The organism is Stieleria magnilauensis (genome assembly GCA_007753675.1).
Classification (GTDB): Bacteria; Planctomycetota; Planctomycetia; order Pirellulales; family Pirellulaceae; genus Stieleria; species Stieleria magnilauensis.
Genome location: CP036432.1, coordinates 8,992,690 through 9,012,472 on the forward strand (window position 1 = coordinate 8,992,690; position 19,783 = coordinate 9,012,472).

General features: G+C 61.0%; 13 protein-coding genes. 9 read left to right on the forward strand and 4 right to left on the reverse strand.

Annotation, left to right across the window (positions count from 1 at the left end; genetic code table 11):
- Positions 1 to 10 precede the first annotated feature (10 nt).
- The 4 genes from TBK1r_RS32365 to TBK1r_RS32380 all read left to right on the forward strand — a co-directional run bounded on the left by TBK1r_RS32365 (position 11) and on the right by TBK1r_RS32380 (position 6,029).
- On the forward strand, positions 11 to 2,824 hold the full coding sequence (locus TBK1r_RS32365; protein WP_419580610.1) for an Hsp70 family protein: 2,814 nt from the start codon (positions 11 to 13) through the stop codon (positions 2,822 to 2,824).
- Between the two features lie 243 nt (positions 2,825 to 3,067).
- Positions 3,068 to 3,628, forward strand: a complete 561-nt coding sequence (locus tag TBK1r_RS32370; RefSeq protein WP_145219617.1) for a hypothetical protein — start codon at positions 3,068 to 3,070, stop codon at positions 3,626 to 3,628.
- A gap of 175 nt (positions 3,629 to 3,803) precedes the next feature.
- A complete protein-coding gene (gene glmS, locus TBK1r_RS32375; protein WP_145219619.1) occupies positions 3,804 to 5,660 on the forward strand; it encodes a glutamine--fructose-6-phosphate transaminase (isomerizing) in 1,857 nt (618 codons plus the stop codon).
- A gap of 84 nt (positions 5,661 to 5,744) precedes the next feature.
- Positions 5,745 to 6,029 carry a hypothetical protein gene (locus TBK1r_RS32380; protein WP_419580611.1) on the forward strand — a complete coding sequence of 95 codons (285 nt, stop codon included), beginning with the start codon at positions 5,745 to 5,747 and terminating at the stop codon, positions 6,027 to 6,029.
- 851 nt (positions 6,030 to 6,880) lie between these two features.
- Here TBK1r_RS32380 and TBK1r_RS32385 read toward each other — a convergent pair.
- The 3 genes from TBK1r_RS32385 to TBK1r_RS32395 all read right to left on the reverse strand — a co-directional run bounded on the left by TBK1r_RS32385 (position 6,881) and on the right by TBK1r_RS32395 (position 11,403).
- Positions 6,881 to 7,738, reverse strand: coding sequence for a tetratricopeptide repeat protein (locus TBK1r_RS32385; protein WP_145219621.1), 858 nt, complete (start codon positions 7,736 to 7,738; stop codon positions 6,881 to 6,883).
- A 232-nt stretch (positions 7,739 to 7,970) separates the two neighbouring features.
- On the reverse strand, positions 7,971 to 9,488 hold the full coding sequence (locus TBK1r_RS32390) for a S41 family peptidase (RefSeq protein ID WP_145219623.1): 1,518 nt from the start codon (positions 9,486 to 9,488) through the stop codon (positions 7,971 to 7,973).
- A 154-nt stretch (positions 9,489 to 9,642) separates the two neighbouring features.
- The gene (locus TBK1r_RS32395) at positions 9,643 to 11,403 is read right to left on the reverse strand and encodes a DUF4013 domain-containing protein (RefSeq protein ID WP_419580612.1); all 1,761 of its coding nucleotides are present in this window, start codon (positions 11,401 to 11,403) and stop codon (positions 9,643 to 9,645) included.
- A gap of 254 nt (positions 11,404 to 11,657) precedes the next feature.
- On the opposite strand from TBK1r_RS32395, the gene TBK1r_RS32400 reads away from it, so the two are divergent.
- The 5 genes from TBK1r_RS32400 to TBK1r_RS32420 all read left to right on the forward strand — a co-directional run bounded on the left by TBK1r_RS32400 (position 11,658) and on the right by TBK1r_RS32420 (position 18,682).
- Positions 11,658 to 13,136, forward strand: a complete 1,479-nt coding sequence (locus TBK1r_RS32400; RefSeq protein ID WP_372899208.1) for a trypsin-like peptidase domain-containing protein — start codon at positions 11,658 to 11,660, stop codon at positions 13,134 to 13,136.
- Between the two features lie 182 nt (positions 13,137 to 13,318).
- A complete protein-coding gene (locus tag TBK1r_RS32405) occupies positions 13,319 to 15,139 on the forward strand; it encodes a leucine-rich repeat domain-containing protein (protein WP_145219625.1) in 1,821 nt (606 codons plus the stop codon).
- Entirely contained in the window at positions 15,136 to 16,389 is a 1,254-nt protein-coding gene (locus TBK1r_RS32410) for a nickel pincer cofactor-dependent isomerase, group 22 (protein WP_145219627.1), read from the forward strand. Before TBK1r_RS32405 ends, TBK1r_RS32410 begins: the two co-directional genes overlap by 4 nt.
- 355 nt (positions 16,390 to 16,744) lie before the next feature.
- Positions 16,745 to 17,812: a prephenate dehydratase gene (gene pheA, locus TBK1r_RS32415; RefSeq protein WP_145219629.1), complete on the forward strand. Its 1,068-nt coding sequence runs from the start codon at positions 16,745 to 16,747 to the stop codon at positions 17,810 to 17,812.
- 108 nt (positions 17,813 to 17,920) lie between these two features.
- Positions 17,921 to 18,682, forward strand: a complete 762-nt coding sequence (locus tag TBK1r_RS32420) for a hypothetical protein (protein WP_145219631.1) — start codon at positions 17,921 to 17,923, stop codon at positions 18,680 to 18,682.
- A gap of 18 nt (positions 18,683 to 18,700) precedes the next feature.
- Here TBK1r_RS32420 and TBK1r_RS32425 read toward each other — a convergent pair whose 3' ends face one another.
- Positions 18,701 to 19,603, reverse strand: coding sequence for a DUF1573 domain-containing protein (locus TBK1r_RS32425; protein WP_145219633.1), 903 nt, complete (start codon positions 19,601 to 19,603; stop codon positions 18,701 to 18,703).
- Positions 19,604 to 19,783: the final 180 nt, after the last annotated feature.

The window sequence follows — 19,783 nt, forward strand, 5'->3', positions numbered from 1 at the left end:
GAAGCAGGTTTTGTCTGAGCATAACGACACGTCAACGGACCCCACCGCAACACCACCACGATTTGTCGTCGGAATCGACCTGGGTACGACGAACTGCGCGATGTGCTACGTCGACACGTCCCGGCCGGATTGGCAGGTCGAAACGTTTCGAATCCCGCAGTGGGTCGATCTCGGTCAACTCGAAAAACGCGAGACCCTGCCTTCGTTTCATTACGAGCTGACGGCCAGCGAAGCGGGCGGACAAGCCGGCGCGCTTCCCTGGCAAGACGCTTCCTCCAAACCGGCGTCCTGTGTCGGCGTGTTCGCCCGAGATGCGGGCGCGCGACATCCGGGTCGACGTATCAATTCCGCCAAAAGTTGGCTGTCCCACGACGGGGTCGATCGCACCGCCGACTTCCTGCCCTGGCACGGGGATGCCGACGTGCCGCGGATGTCGCCGGTCGCCGCGTCGAGCGAGTATCTTCGTCACCTGCGCGGAGCCTGGGACGATGCCTTCGCTGAACATCCCCTGCACGAACAAGACGTGGTGATCACGTTGCCGGCGTCGTTTGACGAAGTCGCGCGCGAATTGACGATCAAAGCCGCCAAGCAGGCGGGGCTGAAACGGGTTTATCTGATCGAAGAACCCCAGGCCGCGTTCTATGCCTGGATCGACGGCCATCGCAGCGATTGGCAAGATCTGGTTCGGCCCGGTCAGTTGATCTTGGTCTGTGACATCGGCGGCGGCACGACCGACTTGACCCTGATTCGCGTGCGGCCGGCCGGCCAGTCCAACGATCAAGTTCAGTTCCACCGCGTCGCCGTCGGTCGCCACCTGATCCTCGGCGGTGACAACATGGATTTGGCGGTCGCCAAGTTGGCAGAGGCAAAGCTCAACGAGACCTCAGCTGGCACACCTCCGTCGGCCAGCCAGTGGGACCGCATGGTCCAGGCATCTCGAACGGTCAAAGAATCCATGTTGGACGAAGCGCGGGGAGCATCGTTCACACTGAACGTGGCTGCCGAAGGGGCAAAGTTGTTGGCCGGCGCGATCCAGGTCGAACTGACGGCCGAAGAAATTGATGCCACGTTGTTGGACGGTTTCTTTCCACGCGTCCAGCTTTCCGATCGCCCGAGTCGCCAGCAAAGCGGGTTCCAAGAGTTTGGGTTGCCCTACGCAACCGACCCCGCCATCACACGTCACCTGGCAGAATTCCTCTCCGAACATCGTCGCAGCGGCATCGACCAACAGGACACCGAGTCGGCCGATCGCCCGGATCTGGTTTTGTTCAACGGCGGCGTGTTGGCCGCTCCGGCGATTCGACAGCGGATCGTCGATTCGCTCCGCGACTGGTTCCAAGACCCCGGCGAAACCTGGCAACCGAAGGTCCTGGCGTCACAGCGTTTGGACTTGGCCGTCGCTCGCGGCGCCGCTTATTACGCGATGGTCCGGCGAGGCCAGGGCGTTCGCATCGCAGCCAACCTGGGTCGTTCGTATTACATGCAAGTGCAACACGATCCGCCTCGCGCCCTGTGCCTGATCCCCGGCGACGCCGAAGCGGGACAACAGTTTCGCGCCGATGATCATCCGTTGCACCTGCAAGTCGGCGCGCCGGTGCAGTTTCCGCTGTGGGTCAGCAGCACGCGATTGGCCGATCGCGTCGGCGACTTGGTCGCGATCGACCCGAACGAGATGTCCGCGCTGCCGCCGATTTGCACGGCCCTGGTGCGCGGCCGACGCCGCGAAGAAACCGAATTGAGCGTGTTCGTGGAATCCGAATTGAGCGAGATCGGGACGGTCGGCATGTACTGCGTCGACGCCGAACACGGCAAACGATGGAAACTGGAATTCGACATTCGCAGCACGCTGGAAACCGACCGAGACGCACATACCGGAAGCGGCGAAACGGCGGGGATCGTCGATAGCGAAACCGTGGAAGCCTGCGCCGATGCGATCGAATCCACCTTCGGCGACCAGGCCGACATCAAACCCAATCAGATCGTCAAGCGACTCGAATCGATCACCGAAACCAGCCGCAATGATTGGCCGCCCACACTGATTCGCGAACTGTGGCAATTCTTGGCCGATCTCGAAACCGGTCGCCGCAAAACCCCCGCCCACGAAGCCCGTTGGTTGAACTTGGCCGGCTTCTGTCTGCGGCCCGGGTATGGCGTCGCGGTGGACGATTGGCGGGTTCAACAAATGTGGCGAATGCTGCACGGGCGGTTGGCGTTCCCGGCATCCCAATCACGCACCGAATCGATGATCCTGTGGCGGCGGATCGCGGGCGGACTGACGGCCGGCCAACAACAGCAACTCGCCGCTCCGATGCTGGCCGCACTGCGGAGCAAGTCTCGACGCATCGAGCCGCACGAGGCCAATGAGTTCTGGCGACTGATCGCGTCGTTGGAACGGTTGGACGTGCGTCAAAAAATCGAACTCGGTGACATCGCCTTGAAAGAATTCGGCCGCAAAAAAAACGTCCGGTTGCGCCCCGCACTGCTCTGGGCGCTCGGCCGACTCGGCGGACGCCAACCCGCCTACGGCCCGCTCAACACCACCATCCCGGTCGCCACGGTTCAGTCGTGGATCGAATCGCTGATCGCCATCGATCCGCCTGAATCCGACGTGCCACTGACGCTCGTGCAACTGGGGCGTAAAACGGGCGACCGCTACCGAGACATCGCCGCAGCGACCCGCGACAAAGCCGCTACGTACTTGCAGTCCAGGGATGCGGCGGACCACTTCGTCACCCTGCTGACCGAAGGCGGAACGCTGGATCGAGACGAAGAGACCGCCGTGTTCGGCGACTCGCTGCCCCTGGGCATCCGACTGGGACGGTAGCCCGCACAGCTTGCCAAACCGGCACCAAAGCGAAACCCGACAGTTTCCTTCGATTGATCAACCACTCACCGCCGATTCAACACCGGTGTGTCGTTGGTTTGTTTCGTTTGGCGCTCTAGTATCGGTGAGGGTGTGATGCCACTTCGAAAACTCTGGAACTCGATTCGTGGCAAGTCGGCCACGCCAAAAGTCCACGCGAGTTCAGAGACGGTGAGTCCAGGGACACAGTGCCCGGAACCAGGTTTGAATCCAGCACCGCGGATCCAGTCCGCCCAGCAAACCTCCCCGCCGGCCCAACGCCCCGCGGCCGTGCCGACGCGCCCGGCGACGTCCAAGTCCATTTCAGGTGCCGCCACACGCGACGACAAGAAACTGTTTCGACGGATGGAATCGCTGTCCGTTCAATCGGTGTTGGAAGTCGGTGTCGGTGACGGACGGCGCTCACTGGCGATGTTGCACGCGCTGACCCACAAAGGCCACTCGACCCCGATTCATTACATCGCGATCGATGAGTTTGAATTGGGCGGTAACGCGCTTTCGCTGCGAGACTTTCACAAACAGCTGCGTGAGTACCCGGCCAAAGCCCATCTGGTGCCGATGGCGATCGACGCCGGCCTGGATCGTGTGGTCCGAACGTACGGCCAAGTCGATCTGATCCTGTGGTCCGCCGAGCAGCCGCCGACCCCGGCCCAGCACAGCGCTCTGGCCCGCCTGAGCAAGTCGCACACCATCGTCTTCGCCCAGGAAAACGGTCGCTGGACCGAAACGCTGCCCGGTCTGGCCGCCGGCAAACGGGCCGCCTGATCGATCCCAGCCGCTCCAACCGGCACGGTTGACCCGACCGGAAAGATTTCTGGGATCGGCAGCGTCTGTGTTTTGAGCTAGGTTTGTTCATGCCCGAAACGGCAACTAAATTGATTCCCCCCGGTCAAGGCCGGTCGGGATGAACAGACAGGCCTCCAAAACAGATTGAATTGCGATGTGTGGAATTGTCGGATATGTCGGTTCGGACAAAGCAGGCGACTTCCTGCTCAGTGGTCTGCGCCGCTTGGAATACCGCGGATACGACAGTGCCGGCGTGGCGATCCACGGCGGTGACACGTTCCACATCACCCGCGCGGTCGGCCGAATCGACGCCCTGGCCAGCTCGTTGGGCCAAAACCCCGTCGACGGACCGATCGGGATCGGCCACACCCGCTGGGCCACCCACGGACCGGCGACCCAGGAAAACGCCCACCCGCACGTCGGCGGCGACGGCGAAGTGATTCTGGTGCACAACGGAGTCATCGAGAACTTTCAAACGCTGAAAAACGAGCTGATCGAAAAAGGCTACGCGTTTCAGTCCGCGACCGATAGCGAAGTGGTCGCCCATCTGATCGCCGAAGGCCTGCGTGTGACGCCGGAGACTGCCGAGGATCCGTCGTTGCAATACGTGCAAGCGGTCCAGTGGGCCATCGCCCAGCTCCGCGGCACCTATGGGCTGGTGATCGCCTTCCGGGATCAACCCGACTTGTTGATCGCCGCTCGATTCGGCAGCCCGCTGGTGATCGGAATCGGCAACGGCGAGTACTTCGTCGCCAGCGATTCATCCCCGCTGGCCGGCTGCACCGATCGCATCGTCTACATGGCCGACCACCAATTGGCAGTGCTCCGCCCCCAAGGCTTTTCGGTGACACACCGGGAACAGGGCAAAGTGACGGTTCAGATCCAACCCCTGGAAGCGGCCGAAGAAGAGGTCAGTTTGCAGGGCTATGACCACTACATGCTCAAGGAAATCTATGAGCAACCCGAATCGCTGAAGAACGCGATGCGCGGCCGGCTGGACGAGGAAAACGCCACCGCCGTGTTTGGCGGATTAAACCTGACCCCGCAACAATTACGCAGCGTCGAACGCATCATCCTGACCGGATGCGGTACCAGTTGGCATTCCGCGCTGGTCGGCGAGTACCTGATCGAGGAACTCGCGCGGATTCCCGTCTGTGTCGAATACGCCAGCGAATTGCGGTACCGCAACCCGCCGATCGAAAACAATACGCTGGTGTTCGGGATCACCCAAAGCGGCGAGACGGCCGACACGCTGGCCGCCTTGCGGGAAACCAAACGCAAAGGCCACCGCACCCTGGCCCTCTGTAACGTCGTGGGAAGCTCCATCGCCCAGGCCGCCGACGGCGGCGTCTACTTGCACGCCGGGCCGGAAATCGGCGTGGCCAGCACCAAAGCCTACACGTCACAGTGCTGCGTCTTGGCCATGCTGGCGCTGTACTTCGGACGCATCCGCCACCTCAGCTTCGAAGCCGGACGAAACATCATCCGCGATCTGCAGCAAGCCCCGGGGGCGGTTCAAGAGGCGCTCAACTGCAACGAACACGTCAAAACCGTTGCGGAAAAGTACAAGGACGCCACGAACATTCTGTACCTCGGCCGCCAATACAACTTCCCGACCGCCCTGGAAGGCGCTCTCAAGCTGAAAGAAATCAGCTACGTCCACGCCGAAGGCTACCCGGCGGCGGAAATGAAACACGGCCCGATCGCACTGGTCGACGAAAAAACTCCCAGCGTGTTCATCATCCCCCAAGGCACCACCTACGACAAAGTGATGGCGAATATGGAGGAGGTGAAGGCTCGCGGAGGCCCGATCATCGCCGTTGCAAGCAAAAACGATCCGCACATCGAAGCCGTCGCCGACGACGTGATCCACATCCCCGATGTGCCGGCCATCATCCAGCCGATCGTGTCCGTCGTGCCGCTGCAATTGCTCTCCTATCACATCGCACTGCTGCGGGGCTGTGACGTCGACAAGCCGAGAAATTTGGCCAAAAGTGTGACAGTGGAGTAGTGACATTCCACCCAAAATGGCATTCTTTCCTTGCGGATACCCGCAGCGAAATTACGCTCTTGATTGTTGCCCAATCAGCATGGGATGATCGTCGCCGAGACGGGGGCCAAGTCGACCCGGCGAGCAATCCATGACCAGGAACCCTTTTCTATTCGGATGAAAAAGACGATGAATCGTAACGGCCTGACCTTTAATTCTCGCAAGGCGCTGATGAACAATATCGGAGAGGCTGCGGGGACGGAAATTGCAAATCTGATTGCCGAAATGGCCGCCGAAATCGAAGAATTGCGACGCAACAAGGTCAACGTCACCCGCATCGTCCCGGCCACCAACGTCAATCTGATGGGCCGCAACGAAGACGCCATCTAACGCCTCGTCACCCAGCCTCGTCCACGAGCCGCCGAGCCCGCCTCCACGTCCGGCCCTCCACGTCCGGCCCACCATCGAGCGCCGCGATCACCGCCGGATCGACGAAAATCCGGGGTCTGTCCCCAGCGACCCAGGACTGACAGGGCACCTGGGCCCTCAGAGGCAAATAGGACCTATAGGACAAATGGGCCCCATAGGTCACATACGTCCAATTCGTCCCATTTCTTCCGTGGCACCGGGGTCTGTCCCCGTACCCTCGTGTGCTCAGTACTCAGTACTCAGCGTGACACACGGGGTCTGTCCCCGCGTTACCACGTGCCCGTTCCTTGCACCGTGTTTTCCATTCGGTGCCCACTTCGTGGGCAGACCGCTTGCTCGGTCGGCTGGCAAGATCCGCTGATGCCGTTTTTCTACAACGCCACCGAGCTTCTCAACGGCGACCAACGCACCACTACAGCGACAATAGCGTCCCCTGCATGCCGTTGCGGCTGCGACCTGAAATTCCGGTCCGTGTCGCACGCGGACTGGCACGTCGCATGCAAACGACTCAGGGCAGGGAGGAAGCAGGGATGCACACGCTTCTATGGATGGTCGCTTGAGACGTAACGGGGAATTGCGTCTCAGGCATCAGAGAGTGCTGCCGAGACACCTCGCTGGGCAGAACTTGACGGATGGCTTACGAGTCGGGTGATCTGGTTCCGGTGCCGGATCACCCGACTCCGCCGTTCCCTACGCACCGCCTAAACCTGTGCACTGTACCAGTGCGAACTCTTATCGGATGGGCTGCGATCAGCGTCGAAACGCTGATCGCGACGGACTGTCCGCCATCTCAGCTGCGATTTGCCAGCCGATCAGTTTCCGAACGGGTCACCACCAAACGGATCGGGTGCGCCGCCTGCCGGCGCCCCAAACGGATCGGCTCCCGTATCAGTGCCGAACGGATCGCCTCCGGCAGGAGCAGCGGGCTCGCCAAACGGATTCGAGTTGTCGCCTGCGGCCGGCATGCCCGCATCGCCGGCGTCGGCGGCAGCCCCTGCCGGTGCATCGTCGGCAAACGGATTGTCATCAAGCCCTTCCAAGGCATTGTTCTTTTCGACTTTGGGCTGTCCGTCGGCCAGCGCGGGACCGTCGTCGGCGAACGGATCATCGGCCACGGGAGCACTGGGAGCCGGCGGCGGCGGCTTCACACCAACCGGCGGAGCCGTCGCGCTCGGCGCGGCACCTGCCGGTGCGGCACTGGCTGCTGAAGCACTCGGCTGGACTCCCAATTCCATCATTCGCGTGTCGGATCGAGTCGCCGCGTTCATCATCGCGTTGATCCGTGCTTTCTGCCGAATCTCTTCCAGCTTCAGGCGAGCCGAACCCTGGAATCGCGACAGGGACCGACCGATACCGTCTGCGCCTCCGGTGCGTGCTTCCATCTGTGCTCCCACCTGCCAATCCAACTCCGCCTCGGCATTCCGCCCCTGGTTGTAGGCCACGATGCCGCGGAAGTAATAGGCACGGGGGTCACGAGTTCCGCCGTCGATGGCTTGCGACAGGTAGTCATACGCCTCGGTGTATTGACCGGCATAATACGCGTGCACCCCCCGGCCGTAGATCTCGGCCAGGACGGATTCGTTCTGCGCACTGGCCTGGTGTGAGCCGAGCATTGCTCCGATGAGCGCGAGCGCGGCCAGCGGTGCGAGAGAAAAAGAATGTCGGATCATCACTTTGGGGTCCTCTGACAAGTCGATCGGTTGATTGCGTGCAAGTAGCCGTTGCAGGCGACTATTGCGGAAGAATAGACGACAGCAACCTTGCCGATAGGTCGGCGTACAGACCGATAAGAGAATTCGGCCATTGAACACCTGTTAGGATACTTGTGCCAAGATGCTCGGGCAAACGGATTCGAGCCGTCGATCCAGAATTTACACGTTCACCAGACGGTCAGCCCCCCTCTCAGGCGGCTTTCTCTCGAGGTTGCTCGGGCGGAGTGTCTGCGGGAGGATCCACCGCGTCCGGTTCGGCGTTTCGCTCCGCGCCGGACAGTTCCAGCAACCGGCCGACCGCCGCCCGCAGCGGAGGATCGTCAGAAAGCTCCTCCGGGCCGCGAGCGAGATTCGCCTTGGCCTGGTCGGACAGGACCGACCGCTGAATCTTGGACTGCAGCGCGTTCAGTTCCTCTTCCAACTTCAAAATCTCCCGCTTCCTGGCGTCTAGCACGGGTGAACCGACGTCGGCAGGAGCGTCCGACTCGCTCGGCGGAATGGCCTCCGGCGGATCGATTCCGACCAGCATCGGGAACGACGCCTCGCGCCAGCGGTCGGCCAGCTTGGCGATCGCTTCGGGTTCCATCGGAATCACGAACCCCGGATCCGGCGTCACCCCCCAATCGTCGTCTTCGGTCGCATCGGCGGTGCGGTGGATGTTCTTGTTGTTGGGGCGAAAGTATCTCGCCACGGTCAACCGCAAGGCGCTGCGGCCGTATTGCAACGGCATGATCTCCTGCACCGTTCCCTTGCCGTAGCTACGCGTGCCCACGACGAGCGCCCGCCCGTTGTCCTGCAAACACGCCGCGACGATTTCGCTGGCGCTGGCGGAGTTTTCATCGATCAAGATGGCGATCGGCTTGGAGGCATCGACCAGCGTTCCGGGTGTGGCCGCATAAGACTCTTCGATTTCGCCGTCACGGATGCGGGTGGAAACGATTTGCCCCTTCGATAAAAACATGTCGCTGACGTCGCGGGCGGCGTACAACAACCCGCCACCATTGCCGCGCAGATCCATCACCAAGGCGTCGAAATCGTTGTCCAAATCGGCCAACACCTGCTCCAACTCGCGGACCGTTTTTTCTCCAAAACTTTTCAGCCGGACATAGGCCACCGACGGCTCGCCGGCCAACCGGTACACCCAACGGTTGGACTCGTCGCGATGATCACCGACGACCGATTCCAATTCGATCGTCGCGCGTTGGACGGACATCGTGTGTTGCTCATCACCACGCAGCACCGTCAGGGACACCATCGTGCCCGGCGGTCCCTTCAATCGATCGCTGACATCGGCCAACAACATCTCAGAGACATCCTGACCGTTCACCTTGATGATCAAGTCGTTCGGCAAGACGCCCGCACGCAACGCCGGCGAATTGACCAGCGGCGTGACCACCCGAACCGCCTGCCCCGGAGTGGGTTGGTCCACGTAGATCCCGATGCCGGCGAATTCCTGATGCATGTTGTCCTGGAATGACCGATACGCATCGACGGCGAAATACCCGCTGTGCTCGTCCAACTGACTGACCACACCCTCCATCGCCGCCATCACCAACTGCTTGCGGTCGACCGGGTCGACATAGTTTTGTTCGATCAATTCGATCGCTTCACCCAAAATGCTCGCCGTCCGGGTGTTGCGGTACGTGAAATGACACAAAATGCTGACGACCACCGCAAAGAGAATCAGATTGAAGTTGCGTGGTGGCATGCGCGAAAACAAACTCGGGAAGAAGGCAAGAAAGACGATCAGGGCGTGTGCGATCAGTCAGTGATCGTGGCATAGCAAACGCCAGCAGCGACTCGCCTATTGTACGGCGTCGATCAGCCCAACGGAAATCCCCACCTGCCCAGCCGCCAATCGGCTACACCCCGCCCAGAAATGGAATCGGAATCAGCACCGCGTGCTGTTGCACCCAGGTTTGCAATCCGTCCCAACTGGTGTACTGCGAAAGCGTGACGAAGAACAAATAGATCGCAACCACACCGGGCATCAACAATCGCACCGTCCAGCGCGAAAGAAAACTCCATTTGCCGGTCGGTTTCACGGCCCCGTCCCCGTAGCGGAGCGCAATTCGCCTGGCCCGACGCATCGCCAACCCCTCGGCCAATCGCGCCGGCAAGATGAACGCCACAAACACCAGCGTCGGCAACCAAACCACCTCCCGCGGAGTCGCTTCGATCTTCAACAGGTAGAGCGGAATCGGCAAGACCACCAACCCCAGCACCATCGCCACCAGCCACGCCCAGGGCGCATAGCAAAACAGCCGACGGATGCGACGCACCTCGAACAGCGCCCGCACGCGGTTCTCCGCCGCAAAGTGCGCTTGAAGCATCGGCAAGTACAGCAGCACCACCCCCAAGGCGATCAACGCCAACCCGCCGACCAGCCCCGCCAACCCGGTCTCGCCGTTGCGGTTGGCGGCGATGATGATCATCGCCGGGATCAACCACACCAACGTCCCCAATGCTCCACGCAATCCGAGCCAAAAGAAACGCCCCAGTTCCAAGGAATGCGTGAAATTCCAAAGCCGGTCGGGCAACGGAAGATACGTACTCGGCCGCCACGCCTGACGCAGCATCCGCTTCGGCTGCGGCCACACAAAATGGACCAGCCGTCCGCCCCGCGCCAACGCCCAGAGCAAGTACAAAACCCCCAGACAAGCCGCGGCGATCGCGGCGATGCGGAGAGCGGTTGCCGGAGCCGCATCGGGCGCGATCAAGGACGCGACACTTTCCCAGTGGGCCAACAATTGCACGGGCAACGAACCGACAACGACCGCCATCACCACGATTCCGATTTGACCGGCCGCACGAAGATGGGGCAACGATTCACGCAGGGTTCCACCACGCGTCAAACGGCCGGCAACCTCCAACAGATAGCCGAACGTGATCAACTGCAGAATCGGGATCGCCGCCAAGACCGCCAGGCAAACGATCAACGAGGCAAGGCTAAACAGACCGCTGATCAACCAAGCGACGCCGGCGATGACGGTCCGAACCACACCCCGGCGGGCCGGCGGAGACGTCTCCTCCACGGGAACCGTCGCATCGCCTCTGGCTGGTAACTCGCCTCTGGCTGGTAACTCGCCTCTGGCTGGTAACTCGCCGCTGGCTGGTAACTCGCCGCTGGCTGGTAACTCGCCGCTGGCTGGTAACTCGCCGCTGGCTGGTAACTCGCCGCTGGCTGGTAACTCGCCGCTGGCTGGTAACTCGCCGCTGGCTGATAACTCATCCTCGGTCGTGAACTCATCCTCGGCTGGCAGCTCGGTCGTTGGCATCGTGCCGACTGCGGCCGCGGAGGTGTGAGCGTCGGCCTGCCGACCGATCGGCGCGCCGCCCGACACCTCCACCGGTTCGATCTCCGGGGAAGACAATTCGTTGGTTGGTTCAATCACTTCATTGCACAAAATTCGGTGTGAAGCGGTCAACAGCGAGCCGCGATCGGCCGAGGCGAAAAAAACTTTGAAACTCTTGCCCGCTTTCGCGGCGGCTGGGCTCATCGCGATGGCGCGATCGCAGGGCGACCCCAAATCCAGGCTATCTTGTTCGCCCGTCAGATGGGCATTCTTGGCAAACTGAAACGCGAATTCGTTCACTTTCTTTTCATTCTTCGCGTGATTCACTTCAGCCAGGCATCGGAGCGTCTTGCGCCAGCGGCCACAAACGCTGCGTGACCGTGCAATTTGAACACCACCCGGTGGCGGTTAGTTAAGGCTGGTAAACCTTGCGGCGTTCAGACCATGCCATCAAGGGATCCTACTGGTTGTTCCGATTCACTCTCTCGTGCCGGGGATTCCGGCTCCCATGACGATCGAAAGCCCGCAACCTTCGATCGACAAGCGACGCATCCAGTTCTGCTCACCGGGTACGGGGACCTATGCGACCACCGATCCAACTTGCCCCGACCAACAGACGATTCGGCAACGCCCCGCCCCAGTGGCTGCGTCGAATCGCGAAAGTCGGCTTCGCCCTTTCGATGATGACGGCGATTGATGCTTCGAGCGTTAGCGCTCAAGTTGCCTCGCTGGCATCGTTCGAACCGGCGACCGCATCGAGGCGTGTGACCGATTCCAGACGTGAAACTCCGACGGTGCTCGCGGTCCGCCGCGCCAGCCCCTCGGTGGTCAACCTGCACGGTCAAAAAACCATCCGCAGCACCGCCGCCGGCCTGGCCGGTGCCACCGACGGCGGCGGTTTCCGACAGGTCAACGGGATGGGCACCGGCGTGGTGATCGATCCGCGTGGCTACGTGATCACGAATTATCACGTCGTCGAAGACGTCGATAACATCCGCGTCACGCTGCACGACGGAACCGTGACGTCGGCCGAACTGATCGCCGCCCGGCCGCGGAACGACTTGGCTTTAGTAAAAGTCGACGTCGAATCGGACTTGCCGACCGTGCCCCGAGGCACCAGCAGCGACCTGATGGTCGGCGAAAGCGTGATCGCGATCGGCAACGCGTATGGCTACGTGCACACCTGCACCCAAGGCATCATCAGCGCCCTGCATCGCGACGTCCCGGTCAACGACACCCAAGACTACGAAGACCTGATTCAAATCAGTGCCGGGATCAATCCGGGCAACTCCGGCGGTCCGCTGTTGAACATCGACGGTGAAATCATCGGCGTCAACGTCGCCGTCCGTGTCGGTGCCCAACAGATCGCCTTTGCGATTCCGATCGACCAGGTCGTCGAAATCGTCACGTCGATGATCGACGAACACAACGCCGAACGTCTTGATACCGGATTGCGAACCAACGGCGGTCCGCGCGACGGCGATGGCATTACCATCGCACATGTCTCCGCTAGCAGCCCCGCCGCACGAGAGGGGCTGAAGCCGGGTGACCGCGTGGTCCGCGTTGGTTCGCGTCCTGTTGACGATCGTTTGGACTTTTCACTCGCCCTGTTGCAAATGCGACCGGGTCAACGGATCCCGATCGCCGTGGAGCGTGACGGCGGCACACTGGAACTGGCCGTCGCAACGACGCCGTCCAAGGCATCCGACGCGAACAACCCCAGCGACACCGCATGGGCCGTGATCGGAATCCGCGCCAAACCGGTCAGCCAATCGACCATGAACCGGCTGAACTCGCGAATGCGAACACCCTACCGCGGTGGTCTGTACATCAATGCGGTTCGCCCCGGCTCGGCCGCGGCGGAGCAGGGGATCCAAGTCGGTGACGTGCTACTGGGCATCCACGGTTGGCAAACCGCCAGCATCGGTGACTTGGCGGGCATCCTGGACCACCCCGACATGAAAAAGGGTCCGCGAGCAAAGTTTTACATCGTCCGCCGCGAACAAACCCTCTACGGACATTTCCAACTCGCCTCACGCGACGAAAACGTTCGTCACTAACGCCGGCGGTACAGGCGACCGCTTGGGGGTGTCCCCCGAGCTGTCGACGGGGCCCGAAGCCGCCCTGCCCGAAACCGCCCTGCCCGACACAGCACGCTCGTCCCGGAGTAAGCTCGCAGCCACCGCAACGGTTGCGAGCTTACTGACCCAGCCGGGACGAGCGTCTGTTTAAAATGGAACGCATGAAGATTCCATCGATTCAGAGTGGTTGGCTCACGGCCATCAATAAACCTCTCGTCAAACGCGGGTATTGGGCATGGCCGTTGGCCAAATTCGACGCCACGACCCTCTTCCTCTGCGCCGCGCTGCCGTTCATCACGACCGTCGCGGTCGCCCAGCAGCCGACCGTTGACGATGCCGACCGCATGGTCGCCGTCACCATTTCAGCAAACCAAGCGGATCGCCAGCCGCCTGTCGGCAACAGCGCGCGGCGACTTTGCCGTGCCGAACCGGACAAGAACATCCCCGACTGGAACGTCGAGGGCTGGCAGGCCTACCAACGTCTGTGGAATGAATTGGCCGCCAATCCCGACGACCCGGCGCTGCGAAAGTACCTCGGGCTTCCGATCGGATCGGCCGCCGAACGCGATACGTTTGTGATCAAGTCGGCGCGCGGCCGCAGCGCCCCGAAGTGGCTGGGTTGGAGAAGTGGTTCGTATCGGCAAGTCGAGACGCCCCATCTGCAACTCTTTTCCCACGCCGACGAAGCCACCACGCGTGAAGTCGCGACGGACATGGAACGTGTGTACTGGATCTGGACACAACTGTTCTTTCCGCTGTGGGAAGGCAATCATCAAGTCGCGCTTCATCTTCGTGACATCGATCCCGAACAAAGTGTTGCGTCCTCGTTGGCCAATAATCCCGCCAGACTCGCTTCGCGGCGCAAGCTACGCATCGTGTTGCTCAAAGACGCCGACGACTACGCACGAACACTCGGCACATCAACGCCCGGCATCAGCCAGTCGACCGGTTTGTACAGCGACCAACGCCAGACGTCGTTCTTTTATCCCTCGCCATCGGCCGACGCCGTCGCATCGCGCCGGCACGAATTAGTTCATCAACTGTTCCGCGAAGCCACTCGATCCCGACTGACGGGTGAACTGCCTGGCGCGCGAGCTGATTTCTGGTTGATCGAAGGCATCGCGGGTTACTTCGAATCGCTGCACGTCGACCGTGCCCGCGCAACGGTCGGCGGCTGGGATAGCCCGCGTCTGCAATTCGCCCGTTACCGCGTTCTCGGCGGTCGTGATTTCATCCCGCTACAAGAATTACGAACCGCTGGTCACGCTGCCGCACAACAACAATCCGATCTGGCCCGTTGGTACGCCAACGCGATCGCCTACACGCACCTGCTGCTCGACGGTGACTCCGTTGCCCATCGGCGCTGGGTTTACCAGCAACTCGCCACGCTTTACCAAATCCCGCTCGACGTGCCGGCCGCCGCCGCTCCCGAGTCGCCCGAACGGGGGCTGATCGATTTCCTTCGAGTCGACGACGCCGTGCTTCGTGAGAACCCGACCAGCCGTCCGTTGACGCAGCTGTGTTTTTCAAATTGTGAAACCACCCCGACCGGACTCGCTTCACTGACAACGTCGACCGATTGCCAATGGATGGATCTGTCACGACAACCGGTTGCCACCGCCGATGTCACGCGACTTTGCCCCACACCAAATCAGCTGGATCAGTTGTCACTCGAAGCGACGCGGGTCGATGATTCCATCCACGCCTGGCTGCGGCAGGCGACGAACTTGCGCGAACTCGATCTCAGCTGGACAACCTGCGGCGATCAAACCGTCGCGGCCGTCGCGAACCACAACGCGCTGCAAACGTTGTGGTTGACCGGAACCCAAGTCACCGACGCATCGATTCCCACACTCGCCGCAATCGGCACGCTGCAATCGATCGATGTCCAACGCACCGCCATCACCAGCGCCGGCTTGGCAAAACTCAAAACGCTTCGTCCCGATTGCAACATCAACCCCCTGCAGCTCCGCGTCCAATGACCTTTCCTCGCTTCTTCACCGCGAAGCAATCACTCACCTCGCATCGAATCGGCGATGTCGCGGCCGAAGTGACCGAGCAGCTCAAGGCGGAAGCGGCGATCGAGCAGATCCGTCCGGGACAATCGGTGGCGATCGCCGTCGGCAGCCGTGGCATCGACCGAATCGCCGAAGTCACGCAAACCGTGGTGCGTCTGTTGATCGATCGCAACGCCCAGCCCTTCGTCGTCCCAGCGATGGGCAGCCATGGCGGTGCAACCGACCAAGGCCAAGCCGCCACGCTCGCGGCATTGGGGATCACGCCCGAATCGGTCGGTTGTCCGATCCGGTCATCGATGGAAACGGTCCCCATCGGTGAAGGCCCCGGCGGCATCCCGCTGTCGTTTGACCGCAACGCCGCAGCCGCCGATCATCTGATCGTGATCAACCGCATCAAGCCCCACACCAAACTGGACGGTTCGATCCAAAGTGGTGTTTGCAAGATGTTGATGATCGGACTTGGCAAACATCGCGGTGCGATCGCCTTTCACCCCGCGTTCAAATCCTTCGATTATCGGCTGGACCGAATCACCGCCGACGTGATTCCGAAGATCCTGGCGGCGACCCCGTTCTTGTTGGGAATCGCACTGGTCGAAGACGCCCATGACTCGATCGGCCAGATCGCCGTCGCCACCGGTGATCAATTGCTGGACCTGGAACCGACACTGCTGCGCAGGGCCATCGAGTGGATGCCCAAGCTGCCGTTTCGAACGGCCGAACTGCTGATCATCGATGCGATCGGCAAAGAGATCAGCGGCACCGGATTGGACACCAACGTCGTCGGCCGCAAGTGGCACGACAAGATGGCCGGCGACGACGAATGGCCCAAGATCGATGAGATCTACGTTCGCTCGCTGACGGAAAAGACCGCCGGCAATGCATCCGGGATCGGCATCGCCGAATACACGCATCGACGCGTCGCCGAGCAGATCGATCCGGTCAAGACACGCATCAATTGCATCACCGCAGGCCACCCGACCGCGGCCGCGCTGCCGGTCTGGTTCGACAGCGATCGCGATGTGCTCGAGGCCGTCACTGGACAAGCACCGATGGACGCCGATCAACGGCGTTGGCTGCGGATCCCCAACACGCTCGATCTGGAGACACTCCATTGCAGCGAAGCCTATTGGGAAGACGCACGACGCAGCGACCACCTTGAAATCCTCGACGATCCCCAACCACTCCGCTTCGATGACCAGGGCGATTTGGTTTGAGCCTCGGCCAGGGCGGGGAGGTAAGGTGGCGGCGGGGAGGCAGGAAGATTTTGGAGGTAGGAAAATTGCCGAAATTGAATGGGCCGAAATCCATTGGATCGTGCATCGCATTATTTTCTTACCTCCGAAATCTTCTTACCTGTTTTCCGCAAGGGCTCGGTAACCTGGAGATACGCCCACCCAGATGCAGGGCACCCAGACGCAGGGCACCCAGACGCAGGGCACGCCGCTGGTGGCGACACTTCCATTCGATCTGTCGATGTCCTCCGGCCGGGGCCGCCATTGCAAGACAACCAAGAATCCTTGATAAACAGCGACGAGATTTCCCCGTTTTACATTGCCACCCGACCCCTTCATGCCTGCTTCGAAACCCGAAACGCTTGACCAACTTGATCTCCAATTGCTGCGGCTGATTGAACAGCGCCGCCAGCTGGTCGAGACGTTGGCCGACGACCAATCCCTTCCCTCGGTCGGCCAATCGAACACCCACCTCGCCCAGGCATTGGACGGATTCTGCCGCGAGTCCACTCAGACGCGTGAAAAAAAGAGCGTCGAATCGCTGCGTCAAACCCTCCGCCACATCGACAGCTATTGTCGCCTTGGGGTGGGCCCAGGTGCCGTCAGCTTTCTCGGCCCGAAGTACAGCTACAGCCATTTGGCGGCGATCAAGTATTTCGGAGACGCGACCCCGTTTGCTCCGGTGGCAACGATCCCCGCGGTCTTCGATGCCGTCCACCGCGGCGATGCCGCCTGCGGTCTGGTGCCGATCGAAAACAGCACCGACGGCCGCGTCGTCGACACGCTGGGCATGTTCGCCCGCCGCCACATGCAAATCTGTGGCGAAGTCTTACTGCCGATCCACCACAACCTGCTGGCCAGCGGCAAACGAGATCAAATCACCGAGATCCACAGCAAACCGCAAGCCCTGTCCCAGTGCCGCGTTTGGCTGGCAGCCAATTTCCCGGCCGCCGCGCTGATCGAAGTCGGCAGCACGACAACGGCTGCGGAATCCGCCGCTCAGTATGCCCACATCGCCGCAGTGGCCAGTCTGCCGGCCGGGCGTGAATATGGACTCGACGTGCTGAATCAAAACATCGAAGACAACCGCGAGAACGTCACGCGTTTCGCCGTCCTCGGCCGCGACGAAACCCACCCCACCGGCAAAGACAAAACGTCACTGCTGTTCCAAGTCGAACATCAACCCGGCGCCCTGGCCGGCGCGATGAGTATCTTCAGCCAATCGCAATTGAACCTGACCTGGATCGAATCCTTCCCCTTGCCCGGGTCGCGGAACGAATACTTGTTCTTCGTCGAATTCAGCGGTCATCGTGGCGAGGACCGCGTGGCCACCGCGATCGATCAATTGAGTTCGATCACACGCCGGCTGGAGATTTTGGGGTCGTATCCGGTCGCCGTGCTGTAATTGCGCGATTTGCCCGGGTTTCCCGGCGACAGTTTCACAACTGACCTTCCCACCAGAGCGGGTAATCACTAAGAGGTGTTCGTTCATCGGTCAATCAAGGAAGGTTCAATGAAAAAATCGCAAAGAAACGGCGGCGGGCAGAGCGAGGATCTGGCCCCTCCACCCCGCACGACGTTCGACTATCCCGTCCGCTTAGTCGCTTACACCTTGATCGCCGCAGCCCTCTGTCAATTAATCTTGCTAGCGGTCCGTGGCGTGGGAATCGAGTTCGTCGCCCGCGAAAACGGTCCTGTCGAACTGGCACAAGTCGGCATGGCCCTGTTCGCCTCCGTCTGCCTGATGATTGCCGCCGTCCAGATGCCCTTCGGCCGCACGCTGTTGATCGTGTGTGGTTGCCTGGTCGGTTACGCCGCGGCGCGTGAATGCGATTCCTGGTTCGAATCCGTGTTCTTTGATGATGCCTACAAGTACCTGGCCGGACTGCCGCTGCTGGGCGTGGCACTGGTGGCCTTGGTTCGCGGTCGAAAACGGATCGTCGTCGAGTCGCGGGTGCTACTGAGGACGCCTTCGATGACGATCTTCGCGATCGGGGGCATCTACATTTGCACCCTCTGCCAGGCGTTCGATGTCCCAGACCTTTGGACCGCCGGCGGACTGAGCGAATCGCCTGAAATGACGAAGGCAGCGGTGGAGGAATTCGCTGAACTGTTCGGCTATCTGTTGCTCGCGTTCTCCGGCGTCGAATCCCTGGCGATGGCATTCGCACACGGGAACGTCGAAACCAGATCGGTCGAATCGGCTGCTGCCGAAGCGACTTGCATCGAACTCACGACACCGCAGGTCGACGCACCGTCGCGGAAAGCCGCTTGACCACCGCTGCGATCCGGCTCAACCGCTGACGACGCCGGTGACGATGCACTTGACCGATTTGCCGCCATCCAGATCGGTGTTGATCAGAATCTCTTGTCCGACGCGGTCCTCGGTTTCCCCCGCGTTGAATCGCAAGGTCACAAAGTGCAGTTTCTTGCTGCCGCTGGGGGCCATGAATTCAAACCGTTGGTCGGCGCAAACGATGTCTTTGATGGTAAAGGGTTCGTCGCCCCGAATCACCAGCCGCTTTTCAACCGTCGCCCCAGGTTCCGCTGTCCCGAAACTGACCGCCGAAGGTGAAACACTCAACGACGGGCGGATCCGTCCGTTGATCGACATTTCCGTCGTCGGAAAATCAACGTCGTTGCTGATCAACGTCAACCGTTCGTGAACATCGCCCTCGGGCATCGATCCCAAGACCTTCACCCGCATCCGGTAACGCACCATCCCCGGTGACTTCTGCGGTGCACTCAGTTGGACTTCCAGGTCGTCGCAAAACGATCGCACATCGGTGATCTGCCAATCACGATTTCCCGTGTGCGTGATCACGATGTCCTGCTGAGTTCCAACCCCCGAGGCGATCTCACCGAATGCGACTTCAGGCGGATCAAACGTGACATCGGTTCGAATGAACCCGCTGACCTTCAGTTGAACTTCGGCATAGTAGGGCCGATCAATCACAACCGTGATGACCGCAGACTTCTGGCCGATGAAGGTGCTGGTGTTGAAACGGGCCACCACCGAAGCGGTCTCGTGAGTCTTCAGCGTGTTTTGGGTGACCGTCGGCGTCGTGCAACCACAACTCGATCGGACCGCCGCAACGTGAACGTCTTCCTGATACAGATTCGTGAAATCGAACAGGTATTCACACTTTGCCCCCCGCCCGACGATGCGAAAATCGTGGCTCGTCGTCTTGAACATTTTCTCCGCCCAGTTTTCACCCGAAGAGGATGGAGCGGCGGAAGTCTGTCGTGACGAAACCGTGCGGGAATCAATCTGCCCGATCGCGGAGTCGCAATTGACAGCAAAACAAACGAGCAAGCACCACGCAACCAGAGGCATGGTGCTACGTCGAGACAACACGGCGGGAAAACTATGAAT

Bases quoted from the DNA above. Each gene is read 5' to 3' on its own strand.
- TBK1r_RS32400 (WP_372899208.1), top strand. From the start codon at position 11,658: ATGCGACCACCGATCCAACTTGCCCCGACCAACAGACGATTCGGCAAC.
- TBK1r_RS32380 (WP_419580611.1), top strand. From the start codon at position 5,745: ATGATCGTCGCCGAGACGGGGGCCAAGTCGACCCGGCGAGCAATCCAT.
- TBK1r_RS32385 (WP_145219621.1), bottom strand. From the start codon at position 7,738: ATGATCCGACATTCTTTTTCTCTCGCACCGCTGGCCGCGCTCGCGCTC.
- glmS (WP_145219619.1), top strand. From the start codon at position 3,804: ATGTGTGGAATTGTCGGATATGTCGGTTCGGACAAAGCAGGCGACTTC.
- pheA (WP_145219629.1), top strand. From the start codon at position 16,745: ATGCCTGCTTCGAAACCCGAAACGCTTGACCAACTTGATCTCCAATTG.
- TBK1r_RS32425 (WP_145219633.1), bottom strand. From the start codon at position 19,603: ATGTTCAAGACGACGAGCCACGATTTTCGCATCGTCGGGCGGGGGGCA.
- TBK1r_RS32420 (WP_145219631.1), top strand. From the start codon at position 17,921: ATGAAAAAATCGCAAAGAAACGGCGGCGGGCAGAGCGAGGATCTGGCC.
- TBK1r_RS32405 (WP_145219625.1), top strand. From the start codon at position 13,319: ATGAAGATTCCATCGATTCAGAGTGGTTGGCTCACGGCCATCAATAAA.
- TBK1r_RS32390 (WP_145219623.1), bottom strand. From the start codon at position 9,488: ATGCCACCACGCAACTTCAATCTGATTCTCTTTGCGGTGGTCGTCAGC.
- TBK1r_RS32410 (WP_145219627.1), top strand. From the start codon at position 15,136: ATGACCTTTCCTCGCTTCTTCACCGCGAAGCAATCACTCACCTCGCAT.